This window comes from Martelella endophytica, from assembly GCF_000960975.1.
Lineage (GTDB): Bacteria > Pseudomonadota > Alphaproteobacteria > Rhizobiales > Rhizobiaceae > Martelella > Martelella endophytica.
The window spans coordinates 2,150,989-2,166,595 of sequence record NZ_CP010803.1 but is presented as its reverse complement, the minus strand read 5'-3'; the positions used below and the strand labels follow the sequence as shown (position 1 = coordinate 2,166,595).

The window sequence follows — 15,607 nt, the reverse complement described above, 5'->3', positions numbered from 1 at the left end:
CCTCCCACCGCGCCAGCATTATGTCTTCCGGCTTTCGGGGCCGGCTGTCTAAGGCTGGGCGTCAATTATGCCCAGCGCAACTCGATTGTTTCCAGAATCCCGATCGACGGAACCTCGATTTCCACCCGTCCGTCGACGACCTGGAACTCTGCCTTCTCGCCGGAAATCAGCAGGCTTGCGCCAAGAACGGACCGGCCCTCGGGAACAACGACCGATACCGTGTGGCGGCCGACCGGGTAGACCGAACGCGTCGGCCCCTTGAACATCATCGGATTGGTGAGGTTGAAGAGCAGCACCGCGAGCGTGTCTTCGCTTTCGCGAACGGCGACATCGAGCACGGAATGCCCGGCAATATCGACCCGAGGCCGGGCGCCGAGTGCAAAGCGTACGGCGTTGGCAATCAGGCGCTGGTGATCGGCGGTCAGCACATCCCAGAAGATACCGCCGATGTTCCAAGGGATATAGACGGTGCGTCCGCCCGCCTCCGTCTCTCGGGTGGCAACGGCCGCGCCCGTCGGTTCGGCGCGCGGATAGACCTCCTCCATCGGCAGGTCCGGAAAGTCCGGAATGGAGAGAAACGGGGTTTGGGTTCCGGGAAGCGTTTCGACCGCAGCAAGCTTCGTGCCGCCGATAATACGCTTGGCGCCCTCATACCCGGCATTGACCGGATGCTCGCCGGAAAGCGCGATATAGCTGTTCTTCACAGGTCCGCGCGATAGCTCGGTGCGGTTGACCCCGAAGATGTCGCCAAGGGCGAATGCACGGCGCGCCTTGCCAGTTTCATCGCGCATTCCCGTCTCGTGGGCGGCGATCAGACTGCCGCCGCGCGCGGCGTATTCTCTCAGGAGCGCGCACTGGGCATCGGAAAGATTGGAGGCGTTGGCGAGAATGATAACCTTGAACCGGTCGAGGCTTTCGGCTGTCATCGCCTCGTCGGAAAGAAATTCGAAGGCAAGCTTCTCCTCGATCAGCGCGTGGTAGAAACCAAGATCATCACCCTCGGCGGAGCGGCGCTCGTCGCGCGCCCAGTTCTTCAGCGTCGTGGTCGGATCAATGATGGCGATCTCGGCCGTGGGCACCGTCTCTTCGAACATGGCATCGAGCTTCACGTGGTTCTCGAAGCCGTCGGCCACCGGCGCAACCCAGCGCTCATCCGGCACAACGCCATTGAACTTGGTGAACCAGGGCAGCATGCCGTGGGTGATGCCGTTGGCGATCCAGCTTTCGATCTCGGCGCCGGTGGTGACGGAATCCTTCCAGCGATGCTCCTCCTCCGGGCCGATCGAGGTGATCAGGACAACGGGACGCTCGCGGAAGGTGGCACGCATGCGCTTGGCGTTGCGCCCTGCCATCCAGACCGGCTCCAGCCCGCGCCGCCCCTGATGATCGACGACGAGGAAAGGGCAATGTTTCTCGATCAGACCGATGTCGAATTCCATCAGCGATTCACCGCCCATATTGGGAATGAAACTCGCATGCGGGCGGATCGCCTTCACGTCGTTGTCCCAATTGATGACCATGCGGGTCAGCACGTCGCGGCGCCAGCCGGACCATGCCCGCCAGGCCGGGTCGGCAACGTCGTTGGTCATCGGCAAATCGAACCCGGTTGCGGACTTGAACCGGGTCCTGCAGCTTTCGCAATAGCAGACGCCATGCCCCTGCCAGCGGTTGGCGAAGATGGCGTCGATGTCGTAGTCGCGGGTGATCTCCTTGACGATTTCCGGCATGAAGACATTGTTGTAGTCGCCATAGGCACAGGTCACCCAGAGCTCCGGCATCGCCCAGTGCCGACGCGGATTGCCGTCCTTGTCGACGGCAATCCATTCCGGATGGGCGTCGGCGGCATCCTGGTGAATGGCGTGCGGGTCGACGCGGGCCATGACATGCATGCCCAGTTCCCGCGCGCCCTCGACGAGGCGTCCGAACGGATCGCTGTCGCCCATGAATTTGCTGACGTAGTGGAGCGGAACCTTGGACGGGTAAAAGCCGATATAGCCGCCCGCGGAAAGGCAGACGGCATTCGATCGCGTGCGCTTGAACACGTCGATCCAGAAGTCGGGGTCGAACTTGACAGGATCGTTCTCGACAAGGGTCAACTGGGTCCAGCGTGTCGCCGTCTTGTACCATTCCGGCGTTCTGAGATGCGCGGCGGCTTTCGGGTCAATGAAATTCATGTCTTCAGGTTCCGTTCGTGTAAAGCGGGGCCGTTACCGGCCCGCGTGATGCGGGCCGGCTGCGGTCAGTCGGGAGCGATCGTCTTTTGCCGGCGTCAGCTCTTGAAGAACTGCTCCGGGGCCGATGGGCCGGGCGTTGGCCAGCCGAAGGAATTCGGCATTACCGGCATGGTGTTGACCATGTCGTTCTTAACGACGCCGTAGCCATCCGGCGGCAGGCTGACGCCGAAGACCAGAAACTGGTCGGCGGCATGGTTCAGGATCTTCAGCATGATTTCCTGCTGCTTTGCCTGATCACCGGTGGCCAGCAACTGCTTGTAGAGGTCCTGCTGTGCCTTGACATCCGCCGGCGGCTCGATGGCCGCGTCGTTGTCTGGTGCAGTGAAATGCAGGGCCCACCCTTGCGCATAGAGCGAGTTCGAGTTGAACGGCACGAAATAGCGCGGATCGAGCATCGCCGCGACGCCGCTATTGGCGCCGAACTGGTGCGCGGTCGCATCGAATTCGCGGCCGTTGCGCACCCGTGTTTCCCACAACGAGCGGTCCATGGTGCGGATCTGCGCATCGATGCCGACATCCTTGAAGTTCGGGATGGCGAGCTGGAACATGTCGAGGAAGGTGGTGCGGACCTGGTCGATCTCGAAGATGATGGTGACGCGCCGACCCGATGAATCGAGGCGATAGCCCTCGCTGTCCTTGTCCGGAACGACACCGTCGAGGATCGCATTTGCCTTCTCGGGATCGTATTCGGTGTACTGCTTGGCCAGCCTTTCGACATAGAGCGGATCACCCTCGACGATCGAAGGCTGCGCCGGCACGCCCTGCCCCACGAACACCGCATCGATCATCGCCTGGCGGTCGATGGCATGCGACAGGCCCACGCGGAAGTCACGGGTATTGTAGAGCGCGTTCTTGACCGGGTCGGTGTGGTTCAGGTTCAGCTGGAAAACCATCACGTTCGCGGCGGTTTCCTTCAGCGTGTAGAAGTGGAAATTGCCGCTTTCCTGCGCATCGTAGAGAACCGGTTTGTTCGCAGGCGTGCAGATATACTGGTCCATCATGTCGACTTCGCCCTGCAGCGTCTTCAGGAGAAGCACTTCGGGATCGGCGACCATCTGGTAGTTGATACCATCGAAATAGGGAAGCTGCGTGCCCTCGGTATCAACCTTCCAGTAGTAGGGGTTGCGCTCCGCCACGGCACGCTGTGTGTCTTCGCCGGGCGCGATGGTGAACTTCCAGGCATTGAGGGTCGGACGCTTCGAATTCTGGAAGAACACATTGTCTTCCTGGAGTCCGCATTCGCGCTGGAACAGGGCGACCCAGCCTTCGAACCCGCGTTCCTTGGCCAACTCGTTGGCATCCGGATTGTATTTGATGTGGAACTGGCTCAGATAGTGCTTTGGCGCACGCGTGATCTGGTCCTGGTTGGCCCAGGCAAGCTGCTGGGCGAAGAAGCCGTTCGGTTCGGCGAATTTGACCTTGAACACCTGCTCATCAACGACTTCGAGTTCGGCCGGCTTGTTGCCGGCAAACCAGAAGGTTTGCCCGGTCGTGGTCAGGTCCGTCGAGCGAAAGATGTCCTCATACCAAAACTGTACGTCCGCAGTGGTATAGGGATGGCCATCGGACCATTTCATGCCCTTGCGCAGCGTGAAGGTGTAGACCGTCGAAGTTTCGTTGACCTCGTAAGATTCAGCAACATTCGGCGTTACCCCGGACCAGTCCGGCGTGAAACGGACCGTCGGTTCGTAACTCTGGTAGCGGAAAAGCATGGAAAGCGACCCGCCTCCCACGAGCGCGTGGTTCCATATTCCGCCCTGTTTTCCGGGCTTGTCACGCGGTGTCAGAACGAGCGGGTTTTCAGGCAGCCGCTCGGAAAGCGGCGGCAGTTCGCCGCTGCCGGACGCCGCCTCATCCTGGGCCCAGGCGGGAAGCGCCAGAGAGCCGGCAAGCGCCGTCCCTGCCGCCAGAAAATGTCTGCGACTTAGAAACATGTTTTCCTCCTCCTCATTCGACTGAATTTTGTTATCCAATTCGAATAACAGTAAGGTTGATAAAATTATTTTGTTATGTAAAGCGTTATGTTAAATTTTACGAAAGTCATATTGCGCATTGCGTATGATTCTGCGATTTCGCGCAGCAGATAAGAACTTCTGGCCACTAACAGATCGCATCGGAGACGAGCTTGGCGCGCATAACAGTTCAGAACATCGCCGATGAAGTCGGGCTTTCGAAGTATGCGGTTTCTCGCGCCCTATCCGGCAAGAGCGGGGTGAGCGAAGCGACCCGCAAAAGGGTCAATGACACCGCCGAACGGCTCGGCTACCGCAAGCCGCGGCAGGCGGCGCGGCTTCTGGGTGTTGTTTTCGATGACAGCGACTACGCCAACAGCGAACTGCACATGCAGATCCAGAACGGCATACAGAGCGATGCCCAGAGGCTCGGCTTCGGACTTCGCATGCGCGCGACACGGCAGGCGCGCGAGATCGAGGCGCTCGCAGAAGAATGCGACGGGCTGTTGATCGTGGGGGCGCAAAGCGAGGAGGGCATGCGGCGCGCCTATGCCCTGGGCAAGCCGGTGGTGAGGAGCGGTTGGCTTCAGCCGCTGGAACAGGTTGACCAGGTCGGCGGCACCGACCATGAAGCCGGCTCGGCGGTGGCGCATTTTCTGCTCGCAAAGGGCCACCGCAACATTGTCTATGTTCATGGGGATCCGCGCTTTCGCGGCCGAATGGAACGCCTCTATGGATTGCGGGAAGTTTGCGAGCCGCGCGGCGATGTGACCCTGCATGACCTTGTCCTCGACAATGGCAGCGAACTTCCCGAGGCTATCGACAGGCTGGAGAAACAGAATGCAGGCGTAACAGCCTACTTTTGCGCCCATGACGGCCTGGCCCTGACGGTTATTTCGGAGCTGTTGAGGCGCGGCCACAAGATACCGGACGATTGCTCCGTCATCGGGTTCGGCGACTTCTCCGCGGCACAGCAGATATCGCCAGCGATGACGACAGTCCGGGTTCCGGGGATCAATATCGGCCGAATGGCCGCCTGGATGCTCGATCAGCGCATCAGTAACCCCGATTTCCCCTCATGCCCGATGCGCCTCCACGTCCCCTGCCAGATCATCGAACGGGGTTCATCAGGCCCGGCTCCGAATACGCTCGCATCTGCAGGCTGAGTCCCCTCCATCATATTCGATGGAGACTTGAGGAGACGGAAGCGAACTGGCAGCGCACAAAAAGTTGGCTGTCATCCAAGACCGAAACCGGTGGTCACGGGCAGTCTCAGGCAACTCGGCATTACCGGTCCGCCGAGGACCGTGTGACGGGCGCTTCGAAAATCCGCTGCGGTCGCCCTTTCCGGCGCAGTGCCTGACTGCGGGTTGCGATCGAAACGCGGAAAGTTCGACGAGGCCACCTGAAGGCGCAGGCGAGAACTTTTGGCGAAGAGATGGCTGATATGACCGAGGGTGACGGTCACCTCGAACGGACCGTCCTCGCCATGAGGCTTTTTCCACCGCAAGATGCCGTCGACAATACCGGAGCTTCGCCCGTCCGGCGTCACTTCGCAAAGTCGGGCCGTCCAGTCCGCGGTTGCGGCATCGGAGGTGACGAACAGCCGTGCCTCGACACTGCCGGTGACATCGAGATCCGTATCGAGCGGCGCGGAGGTGAAGGTCACGACATCAGATCGCGCCTCGACGGCATCCTGCGGCATCGGGCCGGAATTGCGGCCGAGCAACAGCCCCGGCAGGAACGTGGCGCCACCGGATGTCGGGACCGGGTTTGACGGATCCGATATCCACCGCCGCTCGAAATCCAACGCCGGTACCGCCTCCGACAGGCTGTCGCCATCGAGATATAGGCAGCGTTCCCCCGTTGCCGGCACGGGCCAGTCGGAAGCGTCATGCCAGCTGTTTGAACCGGTGCGGAAATAGCGCACCATCGGGCCGGAAGGCACCCCGCCGGAAAACACCGCCTCGAAGAAATCGAGCTGGACGTCGGACAGGCCTGCCGTCGAAGCCTCCGGCCCGTGCCAGAAGGCACCCTGCCAGTCCTTCGGATTGCCGTGCGACCAGGGGCCGATGAGCAGCCTGTCTCTTACCGCCGCCGGATCATCATGTCGCCCGCGCGCGGTGCGGAAGAGCTCCAGTGAGCCTTCCAGAAAGAGATCGTTCCAGCCGGCGGTGACCAGCATGGCTGGCCGGCATTTTGCAATGGCATCGAGGTGCTCGCGGTCGCCGGACGCCGCTTGCGCCCGTCTTTCATCGAACCACTGCGTGGCATAGGGCGCAAGCGCCGCAAGATCTGCATCGAGGAGCGGCAGGCGGGCAAAGCCTGCCTGCGGGTCGCGCTGAAGCGCATGCATAAGGGCGGTCAACCTTCCCGCCTGCTCCGCCGGAAGGCTGGCCAGACGACGTTCGAGATCGGGAGGCGCCAACGCCTCGATGATCCACAGCATCAGAAAGCCGAGCTCGGTGGCGCCGCCGCGCCAGGTCCAGCTTTCGCCATGCCGTGCCGTCGTGAGCTGCGGCGCGATCGCCTCGAGGCCCGGCGGGTTTTCCGCCGCCGCCAGCACCTGCGTCGCACCGACATAGGAGGCGCCGAACATGCCCACCTGACCGTTGCAGAAATCCTGGCGGCGAAGCCAGGCGATCGTGTCGACGCCGTCGCGCCCCTCGAAGGCGAAGGGCACGAATTCGCCTTCCGAGGCGAACCGCCCCCGCGTGTCCTGGACCATCACCGCCATGCCGCGGCGAAGTGCGGACTGGAATTCCAGCGCGGAGATGTATTGCGCGCCGTGAATATCCTCCCGCCGATAGGGCGTTCGCTGCAGAAGGACCGGAAACGGCCCCTCACCTTCCGGCAGCCAGAGATCGCCAAAAAGGGTGACGCCATCGCGCATGACCACCGGAACGCCGTCACGGATCGTAAACTGCTTCATCGCCCTGCCCTTACCGGCCAAGGAAACGCTGGCGCAGCTGATCGAAGGACACCGCCAGGATCAGAAGCGCGCCGGCGGCCACCTGCTGCCAGGTCGAGTTGATGTTCATCAGCGTCATGCCGTTGTTGAGCACGCCGACGATCAGAAGTCCGATCACCGTGCCGAACATCGAGCCGACACCGCCTTTCAGCGTGGTGCCGCCGAGGATGATCGCGGTGACCACCGCAAGCTCGAGCCCCATGCCCGTGGTGCCGGAGGTCGAACCGAGCTGCGAGGCGCTGACCAGACCGGTCAGGGCCATGCAGAGACCGGAGCCGAGAAAGGCGACGAACAGGGTTATCCGGGTGCGGATGCCAACGAGCCGGGCGGCGGTGTCATTCGCGCCGATCGCATAGATGGTGCGGCCGAACACGCTGAAGGCCAGCAGGCAGCCGACGACAATGGCGATGATCACAAACAGCAGGGCCGACAGCGGAATGTCGAACAGCGGCCGCATGATCGCCCAATCGAAACCATTGACCCGCACCGAGGACGCGCCGCCGATCGACAGCGTCAGCCCGCGGAAGATCGCCAGCGTTCCGAGCGTGGTGATCAGCGCGTTGACGCCGACGACGGTGACGAGGAAGCCATTGAGGCAGCCGATGCCGAGACCTGTCAGAAATGCCACGAAGACCGCCGGAACGATGCCGAAGGCCTGCGCTGCCAGAGCAAACATCAATGCCACGAAGGCCATGCCGGAGCCGACGGAAAGATCGAACTGCCCGCCGATCAGCAGGATCGTGCCGCCCGCCGCCAGGATCCCGGTGATCGACATCGCGGTGAAAATGTTCACCCAGTTCGGCCAGGTCAGGAAATAGGGTGAGTTGAAGGTGAAAAACACGATCTCCAGCAGCAGGAAGAGCAGCAGCGCCGCCGATTCCGGCACGCGCGGCGTGGCTCTTCTTCGGGTATCGGCCGCAGCCGCCACGGTCTTATCGGTCATTGCTTCCTCCTCCGGCGACTTCCGTCAGTCTGGCCACGTCGATCTCCTCCTGTGGCAATGCGCGAACGATCCGGCCGCGCACCATGACAAGCGCGCGGGTAGCGACCTGGGTAATGTCCTCATAGTCCGAACTCGCGATCAGGATGCCGTGCCCCGAACGCGCCAGTTCGCGCAGCAAGTGATAGATTTCCTCGCGCGCGCCGACATCGACGCCACGCGTCGGCTCGACGAGCAGCAGCAGTTTCGCGCCGCTTTCCAGCCAGCGCCCGAGCAGCACCTTCTGCTGGTTACCGCCGGAGAGCTTGGTAATCGTCTCGCCGCCATCACCGCTCGAGCGGATCTTCAGCGGCGCATGCCATCGGGAAAAGGCGGCGGTCTCGTCGCTGCGGAAAATGGAGCCGATCCGCGAAAGCCGGCTCCAGCTCGGCGCGGCGAGGTTTTCCGCGGCGCTGCGAGGCCCGAGCAACCCCTCGCTCTTGCGCTCGGCCGGCAGAAAGCCGAGACCCGCCGCAATCGCATCGGCAGGATGACGGAAGTCCACCGGCTTGCCGGCCACCTCCACGCTGCCGCCATCACGCTGCTCGGCACCAAAAAGGGTCGCCGCAAATTCCGGTACGCCGGAGCCGATCTTGCCGTAAAGCCCGACGATCTCGCCAGCGGCGACCGCGAGATCGACATTGCTGAAGCCATGGCCCGACACCCCTTTGGCGACGAGCATCGGCTTTGCCGCCGTTCCGGCGAAACTGTAGGCATCGCGATTGCTTTCCACCGCATGGCCGACCATGGCGGTAACGACATCCGGCTGGCTGACGCTCGCCGGATCGGCATTGAGCGAAACCCGGCCGTCGCGCAGCACGCAGACCCGGTCCGCGATCTCGAAAACCTCGTCCAGCCTATGGGTAATGTAAAGAATAGCGGTGCCCCTGGCCTTCATGCGGGCGATGAGCTCGAACAGGCGCCGCGTTTCGGCATCCGAGAGGGCAGCCGTCGGCTCATCGAAGATCATGCAGCGCGCGGCACCGACAGAGGCACGCGCGATCTCGATGATCTGACGCTCGCCGAGGCGAAGGCTGGAGACCCTGGCGTCGAGCGGAATATCGGCACCGAGATCGGCGAGCGCCCGTTCGGCACGTCGGCGCATTTCCGCGCGCCGCACCAGGCCGAAACGCGCCGGCAGTTCGCCGAGCGAAATGTTTTCCGCCACCGTCAGCGTCGGCGCATCGGCGAGCTCCTGGGCAATGAGCCGGATGCCCGCATCACGCGCCTGTGTCACGGAACGGATCGCCATCTCGCGTCCGTCGATCTCGATTCGGCCGCCGTCATGCGTGTGGTCGCCGGCAACGATGCGCACGAAGGTCGATTTCCCGGCGCCGTTTTCACCGAGCAGCGCGGTCACCGTGCCTGCGGCCAGATCGAGGTCGACGCTATGGAGGACCTCGATCGGGCCGAAGGACTTGGTGATGCCGCGAACCGAGAGAAACGGCGTCTCAGCGCGCTTTTCCGGCATTTGCGGCATCATGCTCATTTGCAGCTCGTTTCCGGATAGAAGTCCTGGATGTTTTCCGGGGTAAGCACTTCATGTGGCACCAGGATTTCCTTCGGAATGGCCTCGCCATGGATCGCCGCAATCAGGTTCGGCACGATCAGCTCGGCATATTTCTCCGGAAAATAGGCCGCCGTCGCGATGAAATGCGGCGCGGTCCAGATCTGGCAATTGCCGGGGTCGAAATTCTGGACGCCGAGATAGAGGTCGTCCGAACGCCCCTGGCTGCGGGCAGCCGCCAGCGCACCCGTGATGACGTCCTCGTTGATGCCGACGACAATGACTTTCTTGGCACCCGGAAGCGCCGTCAGCGTATCCATCATCTGCCGCTGGGCCGTATCGGCCTGGCCGCCGGCGCCGGTATCGATGACGCGCTCGTTGTTGACCGGGCCGCAGACAGCCTCGAAGCCCTTGCGCATGCCGTCCATCCTGAGATCGTTGACGACGCCGACGGCGAGCGATTCCAGCGACACCCAGGCATCATGCTGGCAGTCGAAATTCTCCTTGAAATAGCGGCCGAGTTCGTTGCCGACAATAACGCCCGCATATTCGTTGGCGGCACCGACAAAGGCTGTCTGGCAGGGCTGCTGCTCGATATCGATGGCGATGACCGGTACCTGCGGACCTTCCGCGCAGATATTGGCGGCAGCCGCGACGTCCGCCTGGAAGGTCACCAGACCGTCGACATTCTGGGTGCGGAACTGACGGGCGCAATTGAGCGCATCAGCCGCATTGAGCTTGCTGTCGCAGGTGATCAGCTTGAAACCGGCGGTCTTGGCAGCATCCTCCATGCCGCGCTGCAACGCTTCCGGAAACGGCACGCCGAGCGCAAGCTGGGTGAAACCGATGGTCAACCCCTCGCCGATACCCGGCTCGATGGGCTTGAATTCGGCGACGGCATCCGGCGGCGTCGGTTTTTCCTGCGAAAGCGCCGGCGAAACCGCTGCCATGAAGACCAGAACGAGGCCGATCGCCCCGCCGGCTACTCTCCTTAGTAATGTCTCACTCATCTCCATGTCCTCCCTGAGTGTTTGAGACCAAGTCATGCGACCCGCGAAAAGCCCAACCCGTTGAGTTTCGCAAGTTTCTCAAGCCTGTCGGCGATGTGGCCGACGCCGACGGCGCAGTGGTGGGCCGGCCCCTCGGCATTCCATGCCTCGGTGAAGGCGCGCGCGCCGTTGGCAAAGCGATAGCGACTGTTGGTGTTGCAGATTTCGAGAATGGGCCCCGAGACCGACTCCCCCTCCGCACAGAGCAGGCTGACCCGCCCCTCGCGCTCGATCACCGACAACAGCGTGACCGGGCCGTGGCGCACCGACATTTCCACCGAAACGCCCTTGCCGACCTTGCCGTGATAGACCTTCAGCGGCCGAAGCTTGGTCTTGCCCTCGGCGATCGCGGTGTGGCCGGGACCGTCATGGCCCATCAGCACGACGTCATCATCATAGTCGAGCGCATAGGGTTCGGTGAACGAGCCGCCAGCGCCGAAAGCGTCCATGATCTTCATCGCCTGGGCGTTCTTGACCTCGTATTCGCCGGCAACGGGAACGCCCACCGCCGTCAGCATCGAGCAGCCCGGAATGATCGAGCCGATGATATCCTCATGCAAATGGCCTGGCTCGGAGACATAGAAATAGGCCATGGAACCGAGCCGGCGCTTTTCGACCAGCTTGAAGAGTGCGGCAGCCGTCCGGGCCGCGCGGTCGATCTCCGCGGGATCGCACCCTTCCTCGATATCGAATTCGGCCTCGATGCGCGCATGCGCGGCGGCGACCTCCGCATCGCTTGCGGCCTGGCGCAAGGCTGCGAGTTCATCGAGTTCCAGAAAGTCGACGATCGTGCCGAAGGCGGCGCACTGCGCTGTGAGATCGGAATAGATGTCGAGCATGCCACTGTAATAGTGGCCCATCAGCCCGAGCCGGTTATGCGCCATGACGTGGGAGACGCGGGCGGCCTCGATCCAGCTTTCGATCTCCGCATCGACATGGGCGTCGTCTTCGAGCACACCGGTCACCTGATGTGTCTCGATGCCCGAGCGACGGAAGACATTGGCAATCTCGGGCACCGGGCAGGCTGCACAGTGGGCGAGCCACTCGCCGGTCATCTTTCGGCGGTCGCCAAGGGCGTTGAAGCTCTTGTAATCGATGGCGCGGGCGGGCTGGAGGTTGAGGATGATCACCGGAACGCCGGGGCGCCTGACGGCAGGCAGAACCGTCGATGACAGCGCATAGGTCGTGACATGCAGAAAGACCAGATCGACATCGGCGCTGCGCAGATCATGACCCGCCTCGACGGCCTTGTCCGGGTTATCGACAAGGCCGAGATTGACGATCTCGACGCCGTCTCGCGCCAGCTTCTTCTCGACGATGGCGAGATAGGAGACGAGCCGCGCCTCAAGCCCCTCGAACTGGGGCCAGTAAGCCGAAAGGCCGATGCCGAAGAGGCCGACGCGCAAGGGACGAGCCTTCTGCGCAGCCATGCTGCCATATTCCATGTTTTCCTCCCTCGGTCCGGGCTCTCCCTGCCCGTCGCCGGCGGCTTGCCCCGCCATGCGAAAACTGACCTTTATCAACTCACTGTAACACCGTATGATCGCCTCCATCGCGCTATCTGTTTCGAATAATGATCTATTGAATACAAAAAATGATCAGACCAGAATCTGGGGACTACTTCGCCTATATGCCGGAAAACAGCCTCTGCGAGGCCATTGGCTGCACCGCGCTTTCCGCCGGATACACCGAGATTGCGCCCGGCTCGCTCTATCCGCCGGTGCGCCATCCCGACGACCATCATTTCGTCTGGGAGAAGGGCCGAACGCTGCAGGCCCACCAGTTTGCCCTGATCAGCAGCGGGCGGGGAAAGCTGGAAGCGATGCCCGACCCTGGTACCGTCCATTCGGTCGAGGCCGGCGACGTGATGCTGCTCTTTCCCGGAATCTGGCACCGTTTCCTGCCCGATCCCGCTATCGGCTGGACCGAGCACTGGATCGAGTGTCGCGGCGCCGCCTTCGACCGGGTGATGGCAGAAGGCCTGTTTGCGCTTGAAAAGCCGATCTGGCGCGGCGGCGATACCGCCTTGCGCCTGTTCGAGCAGATCCACGCGCTGGTGCGCCAGGACAAGCTTGCCAACCAGCCGCTGATCTCGGGGCTTGGCCTGCAGCTTCTGGCGGCGTTCGGCCAGTCACGCCAGCCGGAAGAGATGGGCCACCGCCGGCTCGTCGATCGGGCGCAGCGCATCCTCATCGAAAGCCAGCGGCACGACGGCGGCATTCGCGATCTCGCGGCCGAACTCGGGGTCAGCTACTCGACGCTCAGGCGTGTTTTCCGTGAAAAGACAGGCATGTCGCTGAAGCAATATCAAAGCGAGGTGAGAATCCGTCGTGCCTGCGAACTTCTGCGCAGCTCCGACCGGTCGATCAAGGAGATCGCCGCCCATCTCGGCTTTAGTTCGACCTTCCACTTCTCGAACCAGTTCAGCCAGTCAACCGGCTTGCCGCCAACCCGCTGGCGCGAGCAGAACACCGCCCGAGCATCAGGCAACCGCCTGGGATCAAAGAAATGAGCGCATTCTGCGGAACGCGAGAAGGGCTCTTCGACCGACGACAATACGCAGCGGCGATCTTCCGGTGACCGCACATAGAGCTGAACGAAAGGCCAGATGCCAATCCAGCCGCCACGACAGACCGGCTTTTCATCCCGAATGAAAGCCGCCAGGGAGGCACCTTGAGTTCCCGAGGGGCGCGGCATGTCAGCGCTCAGCAATGAGCGCTTCTGTTTCCTCTTTCAGGTTCACGCCTGTCAATCCGCGGCGCAGGGCCTCGCGGGTCAGCCAGAAGGCCTTGTCGGCGGCAACCGGCGGCTTCAGCCCGGCGGGGCGGATATTGGAGATGCAGTTGCGCTCCGCATCGGAGCGGCCAAGCTTCGGTCCGAAGGTGAGATAGGCGCCGAGACTGTCAACGGAGGACAGGCCCGGCCGTTCGCCGATGGCCATGATCACCATCCGGGCTTTCAGAAGTGCGCCAATCTCGTCGCCAAGCGCCACGCGACCATTTTCAACGATGGCGACCGGCGCAAGCGTGAGGTTGATCTTGCGTAACATCGGCAGAAGATGACTGACGAAGGTGATTGCGTTCTCGGCCACCGCCGTGGTCGACAGGCCGTCGGCAATGACGATCGCGATATCGGACGGCGCGGGATCGAGCGCGGCAATCGCATCCGCCGAAGCCTGTGACAGCCGACGCCCGAGATCAGGCCGAGCCAGATAGGTGGCGCGGTCAGGCACACGGCTTGACGCGCGGATAGTTGCAAGACCGAGGGCCTGAAGCCCTTGCTCGATCGGCTCCCGCTCGAAGGTCGTGTGGACAGCATCACGGGCGCGTGCATGGGCAAGCGCGAAGGCCAGCACCTCCTCCGTCGGCAATGATGCGCCTGACCGGCCGATGGCGATGCGGGCATCGGTGAACCGCCTGAGACCCGCCCAGGGGTCCTGCATTCGTCTGGTCGTGCCTTCGCCGCTCATGAGGCAATCCTCAACAGGCTCTGTGCGTCATCCTGCGGCAAGAGGCGGCCATCCCGATCGGCGACCCGCACCTTTTCCAGCCACGCCTCGAATTCCGGCGCTCGCTTCAGCCCGAGCACGTCGCGAAGATAGAGCTGGTCGTGGAAGGAGGTCGACTGGTAGTTCAGCATCACGTCGTCGGAGCCGGGAATGCCCATGATGAAACTTACCCCGGCCGCGCCCAGAACGGTCATCAGCGTGTCCATGTCATCCTGGTCAGCCTCCGCGTGGTTGGTATAGCAGATGTCGCAGCCCATCGGCACGCCGAGCAGCTTGCCGCAGAAATGGTCCTCCAATCCCGCGCGGATAATCTCTTTGCCGTCATAGAGATATTCCGGCCCGATGAAGCCGACTACGGTGTTGACGAGCAACGGCGAGAACGCACGAGCCACGCCATATGCGCGCGCTTCGAGCGTCTGCTGGTCGCAGCCGAAATGGGCGTCCGCCGACAAGGCGGAGCCCTGGCCGGTTTCGAAGTACATGACATTCTCGCCGACCGTGCCGCGCTTGAGGGAGAGGCCCGCTTCATAACCTTCCCGCAGCATATCAAGCGAAATGCCGAAGGAGGTATTGGCCTTTTGCGTCCCGGCGATCGACTGGAAGACGAGATCGACCGGCAGTCCGCGATTGACCATTTCGATCGACGTCGTGACATGGGTCAGAATGCAGGACTGCGTCGGGATTTCGTAACGATCGATGATCCCGGCCAGCATCTCGACAAGATCGGAAAGCACCGCGACATTGTCGGAAGCCGGATTGATGCCGATCACCGCATCGCCGCAGCCATAGAGCAGACCATCGACGATCGAGGCGGCAATACCCAAGCGGTCATCGGACGGGTGGTTCGGCTGCAGCCGCACCGACATGCGGCCTTCAAGGCCGATCGTATTTCGGAATTTCGTCACCACCCGGCATTTTTTCGCCGCCAGGATCAGGTCCTGATTGCGCATCAGTTTGGAGACGGCGGCCGCCATTTCCGGCGTGATGCCGGGGGCAATACGGGAAAGCGTGGCGGTGTCGACCTTCTCCGAGAGCACGAAATTGCGGAAGTCGCCGACGGTCAGATGGGCAATCTCGCGGAAGGCCACCGCGTCGTGGCTGTCGATGATCAGGCGCGTAACCTCGTCATCCTCGTAGGGGATCAGCACGTCGGAAAGGAAGGTCCGCAGTGGAACTTCGGCGAGCGCCATCCGCGCGGCAACGCTTTCTTCCGCGCTTTGCGCCGCGACACCGGCCAGTCGGTCGCCCGAGCGCGCCGGCGTCGCCTTCGCCATCAAGGTCTTCAGATCCTCAAAACACCAAAGCGTGCCTCCGGCATTGATGCGATATGTCATCGGCTATTCTCTTTTTTCGGGGCTTTCTTCGTTCCCTCCAGCCTGCGGAGACGAGAGAGCAGTCAGTCACAAA

Annotated in this window: 11 protein-coding genes; 2 read left to right on the top strand and 9 right to left on the bottom strand. The window is 62.4% G+C overall.

Annotation, left to right across the window (positions count from 1 at the left end; translation table 11 throughout):
* Positions 1-65: 65 nt before the first annotated feature.
* Together TM49_RS09770 and TM49_RS09765 are read right to left on the bottom strand one after the other, a co-directional pair.
* Positions 66-2,174 carry a family 10 glycosylhydrolase gene (locus TM49_RS09770; protein ID WP_045680891.1) on the bottom strand — a complete coding sequence of 703 codons (2,109 nt, stop codon included), beginning with the start codon at positions 2,172-2,174 and terminating at the stop codon, positions 66-68.
* Positions 2,175-2,269: 95 nt separating this feature from the next.
* Complete coding sequence (locus TM49_RS09765; protein ID WP_045685072.1) at positions 2,270-4,168, bottom strand: ABC transporter substrate-binding protein; 1,899 nt, start codon at positions 4,166-4,168, stop codon at positions 2,270-2,272.
* Positions 4,169-4,359: 191 nt separating this feature from the next.
* Here TM49_RS09765 and TM49_RS09760 point away from each other — a divergent pair, with 191 nt between their 5' ends.
* Complete coding sequence (locus TM49_RS09760) at positions 4,360-5,352, top strand: LacI family DNA-binding transcriptional regulator (RefSeq protein ID WP_045680889.1); 993 nt, start codon at positions 4,360-4,362, stop codon at positions 5,350-5,352.
* Positions 5,353-5,423: 71 nt separating this feature from the next.
* Here the strand turns inward: TM49_RS09760 and TM49_RS09755 are convergent, their stop codons facing one another.
* From TM49_RS09755 to TM49_RS09735, 5 genes are read right to left on the bottom strand one after another with little or no spacing between them, the layout of a single operon-like run.
* Positions 5,424-7,118, bottom strand: a complete 1,695-nt coding sequence (locus TM49_RS09755; protein WP_045680887.1) for a CocE/NonD family hydrolase — start codon at positions 7,116-7,118, stop codon at positions 5,424-5,426.
* Positions 7,119-7,128: 10 nt separating this feature from the next.
* The gene (locus tag TM49_RS09750) at positions 7,129-8,100 is read right to left on the bottom strand and encodes an ABC transporter permease (protein ID WP_045680885.1); all 972 of its coding nucleotides are present in this window, start codon (positions 8,098-8,100) and stop codon (positions 7,129-7,131) included.
* Positions 8,090-9,625 (bottom strand): sugar ABC transporter ATP-binding protein, encoded by a 1,536-nt coding sequence (locus TM49_RS09745; protein WP_244464833.1) that lies wholly within the window; start codon positions 9,623-9,625, stop codon positions 8,090-8,092. Before TM49_RS09745 ends, TM49_RS09750 begins: the two co-directional genes overlap by 11 nt.
* A complete protein-coding gene (locus tag TM49_RS09740) occupies positions 9,622-10,653 on the bottom strand; it encodes a sugar ABC transporter substrate-binding protein (RefSeq protein WP_244464832.1) in 1,032 nt (343 codons plus the stop codon). The genes TM49_RS09745 and TM49_RS09740 overlap by 4 nt, the downstream gene beginning before the upstream one ends.
* Before the next feature lie 32 nt (positions 10,654-10,685).
* Positions 10,686-12,137, bottom strand: coding sequence for an arabinose isomerase (locus tag TM49_RS09735; protein WP_082074897.1), 1,452 nt, complete (start codon positions 12,135-12,137; stop codon positions 10,686-10,688).
* Between the two features lie 149 nt (positions 12,138-12,286).
* Between TM49_RS09735 and TM49_RS09730 the strand changes: the two genes are divergently transcribed.
* Positions 12,287-13,204, top strand: a complete 918-nt coding sequence (locus tag TM49_RS09730; protein WP_045680883.1) for a helix-turn-helix domain-containing protein — start codon at positions 12,287-12,289, stop codon at positions 13,202-13,204.
* A gap of 186 nt (positions 13,205-13,390) precedes the next feature.
* Here the strand turns inward: TM49_RS09730 and eutC are convergent, their stop codons facing one another.
* Both eutC and TM49_RS09720 read right to left on the bottom strand, forming a co-directional pair.
* Positions 13,391-14,161: an ethanolamine ammonia-lyase subunit EutC gene (gene eutC, locus TM49_RS09725; protein ID WP_045680882.1), complete on the bottom strand. Its 771-nt coding sequence runs from the start codon at positions 14,159-14,161 to the stop codon at positions 13,391-13,393.
* Positions 14,158-15,534, bottom strand: a complete 1,377-nt coding sequence (locus TM49_RS09720; protein ID WP_045680880.1) for an ethanolamine ammonia-lyase subunit EutB — start codon at positions 15,532-15,534, stop codon at positions 14,158-14,160. Before TM49_RS09720 ends, eutC begins: the two co-directional genes overlap by 4 nt.
* Between the last annotated feature and the right edge of the window lie 73 nt (positions 15,535-15,607).

Excerpts from the sequence above, each read along its gene's own strand:
- TM49_RS09720 (WP_045680880.1), bottom strand. The coding sequence starts at position 15,534 with ATGACATATCGCATCAATGCCGGAGGCACGCTTTGGTGTTTTGAGGAT.
- TM49_RS09770 (WP_045680891.1), bottom strand. The coding sequence starts at position 2,174 with ATGAATTTCATTGACCCGAAAGCCGCCGCGCATCTCAGAACGCCGGAA.
- eutC (WP_045680882.1), bottom strand. The coding sequence starts at position 14,161 with ATGAGCGGCGAAGGCACGACCAGACGAATGCAGGACCCCTGGGCGGGT.
- TM49_RS09735 (WP_082074897.1), bottom strand. The coding sequence starts at position 12,137 with ATGGAATATGGCAGCATGGCTGCGCAGAAGGCTCGTCCCTTGCGCGTC.
- TM49_RS09745 (WP_244464833.1), bottom strand. The coding sequence starts at position 9,625 with ATGAGCATGATGCCGCAAATGCCGGAAAAGCGCGCTGAGACGCCGTTT.
- TM49_RS09730 (WP_045680883.1), top strand. The coding sequence starts at position 12,287 with ATGATCAGACCAGAATCTGGGGACTACTTCGCCTATATGCCGGAAAAC.
- TM49_RS09765 (WP_045685072.1), bottom strand. The coding sequence starts at position 4,168 with ATGTTTCTAAGTCGCAGACATTTTCTGGCGGCAGGGACGGCGCTTGCC.
- TM49_RS09755 (WP_045680887.1), bottom strand. The coding sequence starts at position 7,118 with ATGAAGCAGTTTACGATCCGTGACGGCGTTCCGGTGGTCATGCGCGAT.
- TM49_RS09740 (WP_244464832.1), bottom strand. The coding sequence starts at position 10,653 with ATGAGTGAGACATTACTAAGGAGAGTAGCCGGCGGGGCGATCGGCCTC.
- TM49_RS09750 (WP_045680885.1), bottom strand. The coding sequence starts at position 8,100 with ATGACCGATAAGACCGTGGCGGCTGCGGCCGATACCCGAAGAAGAGCC.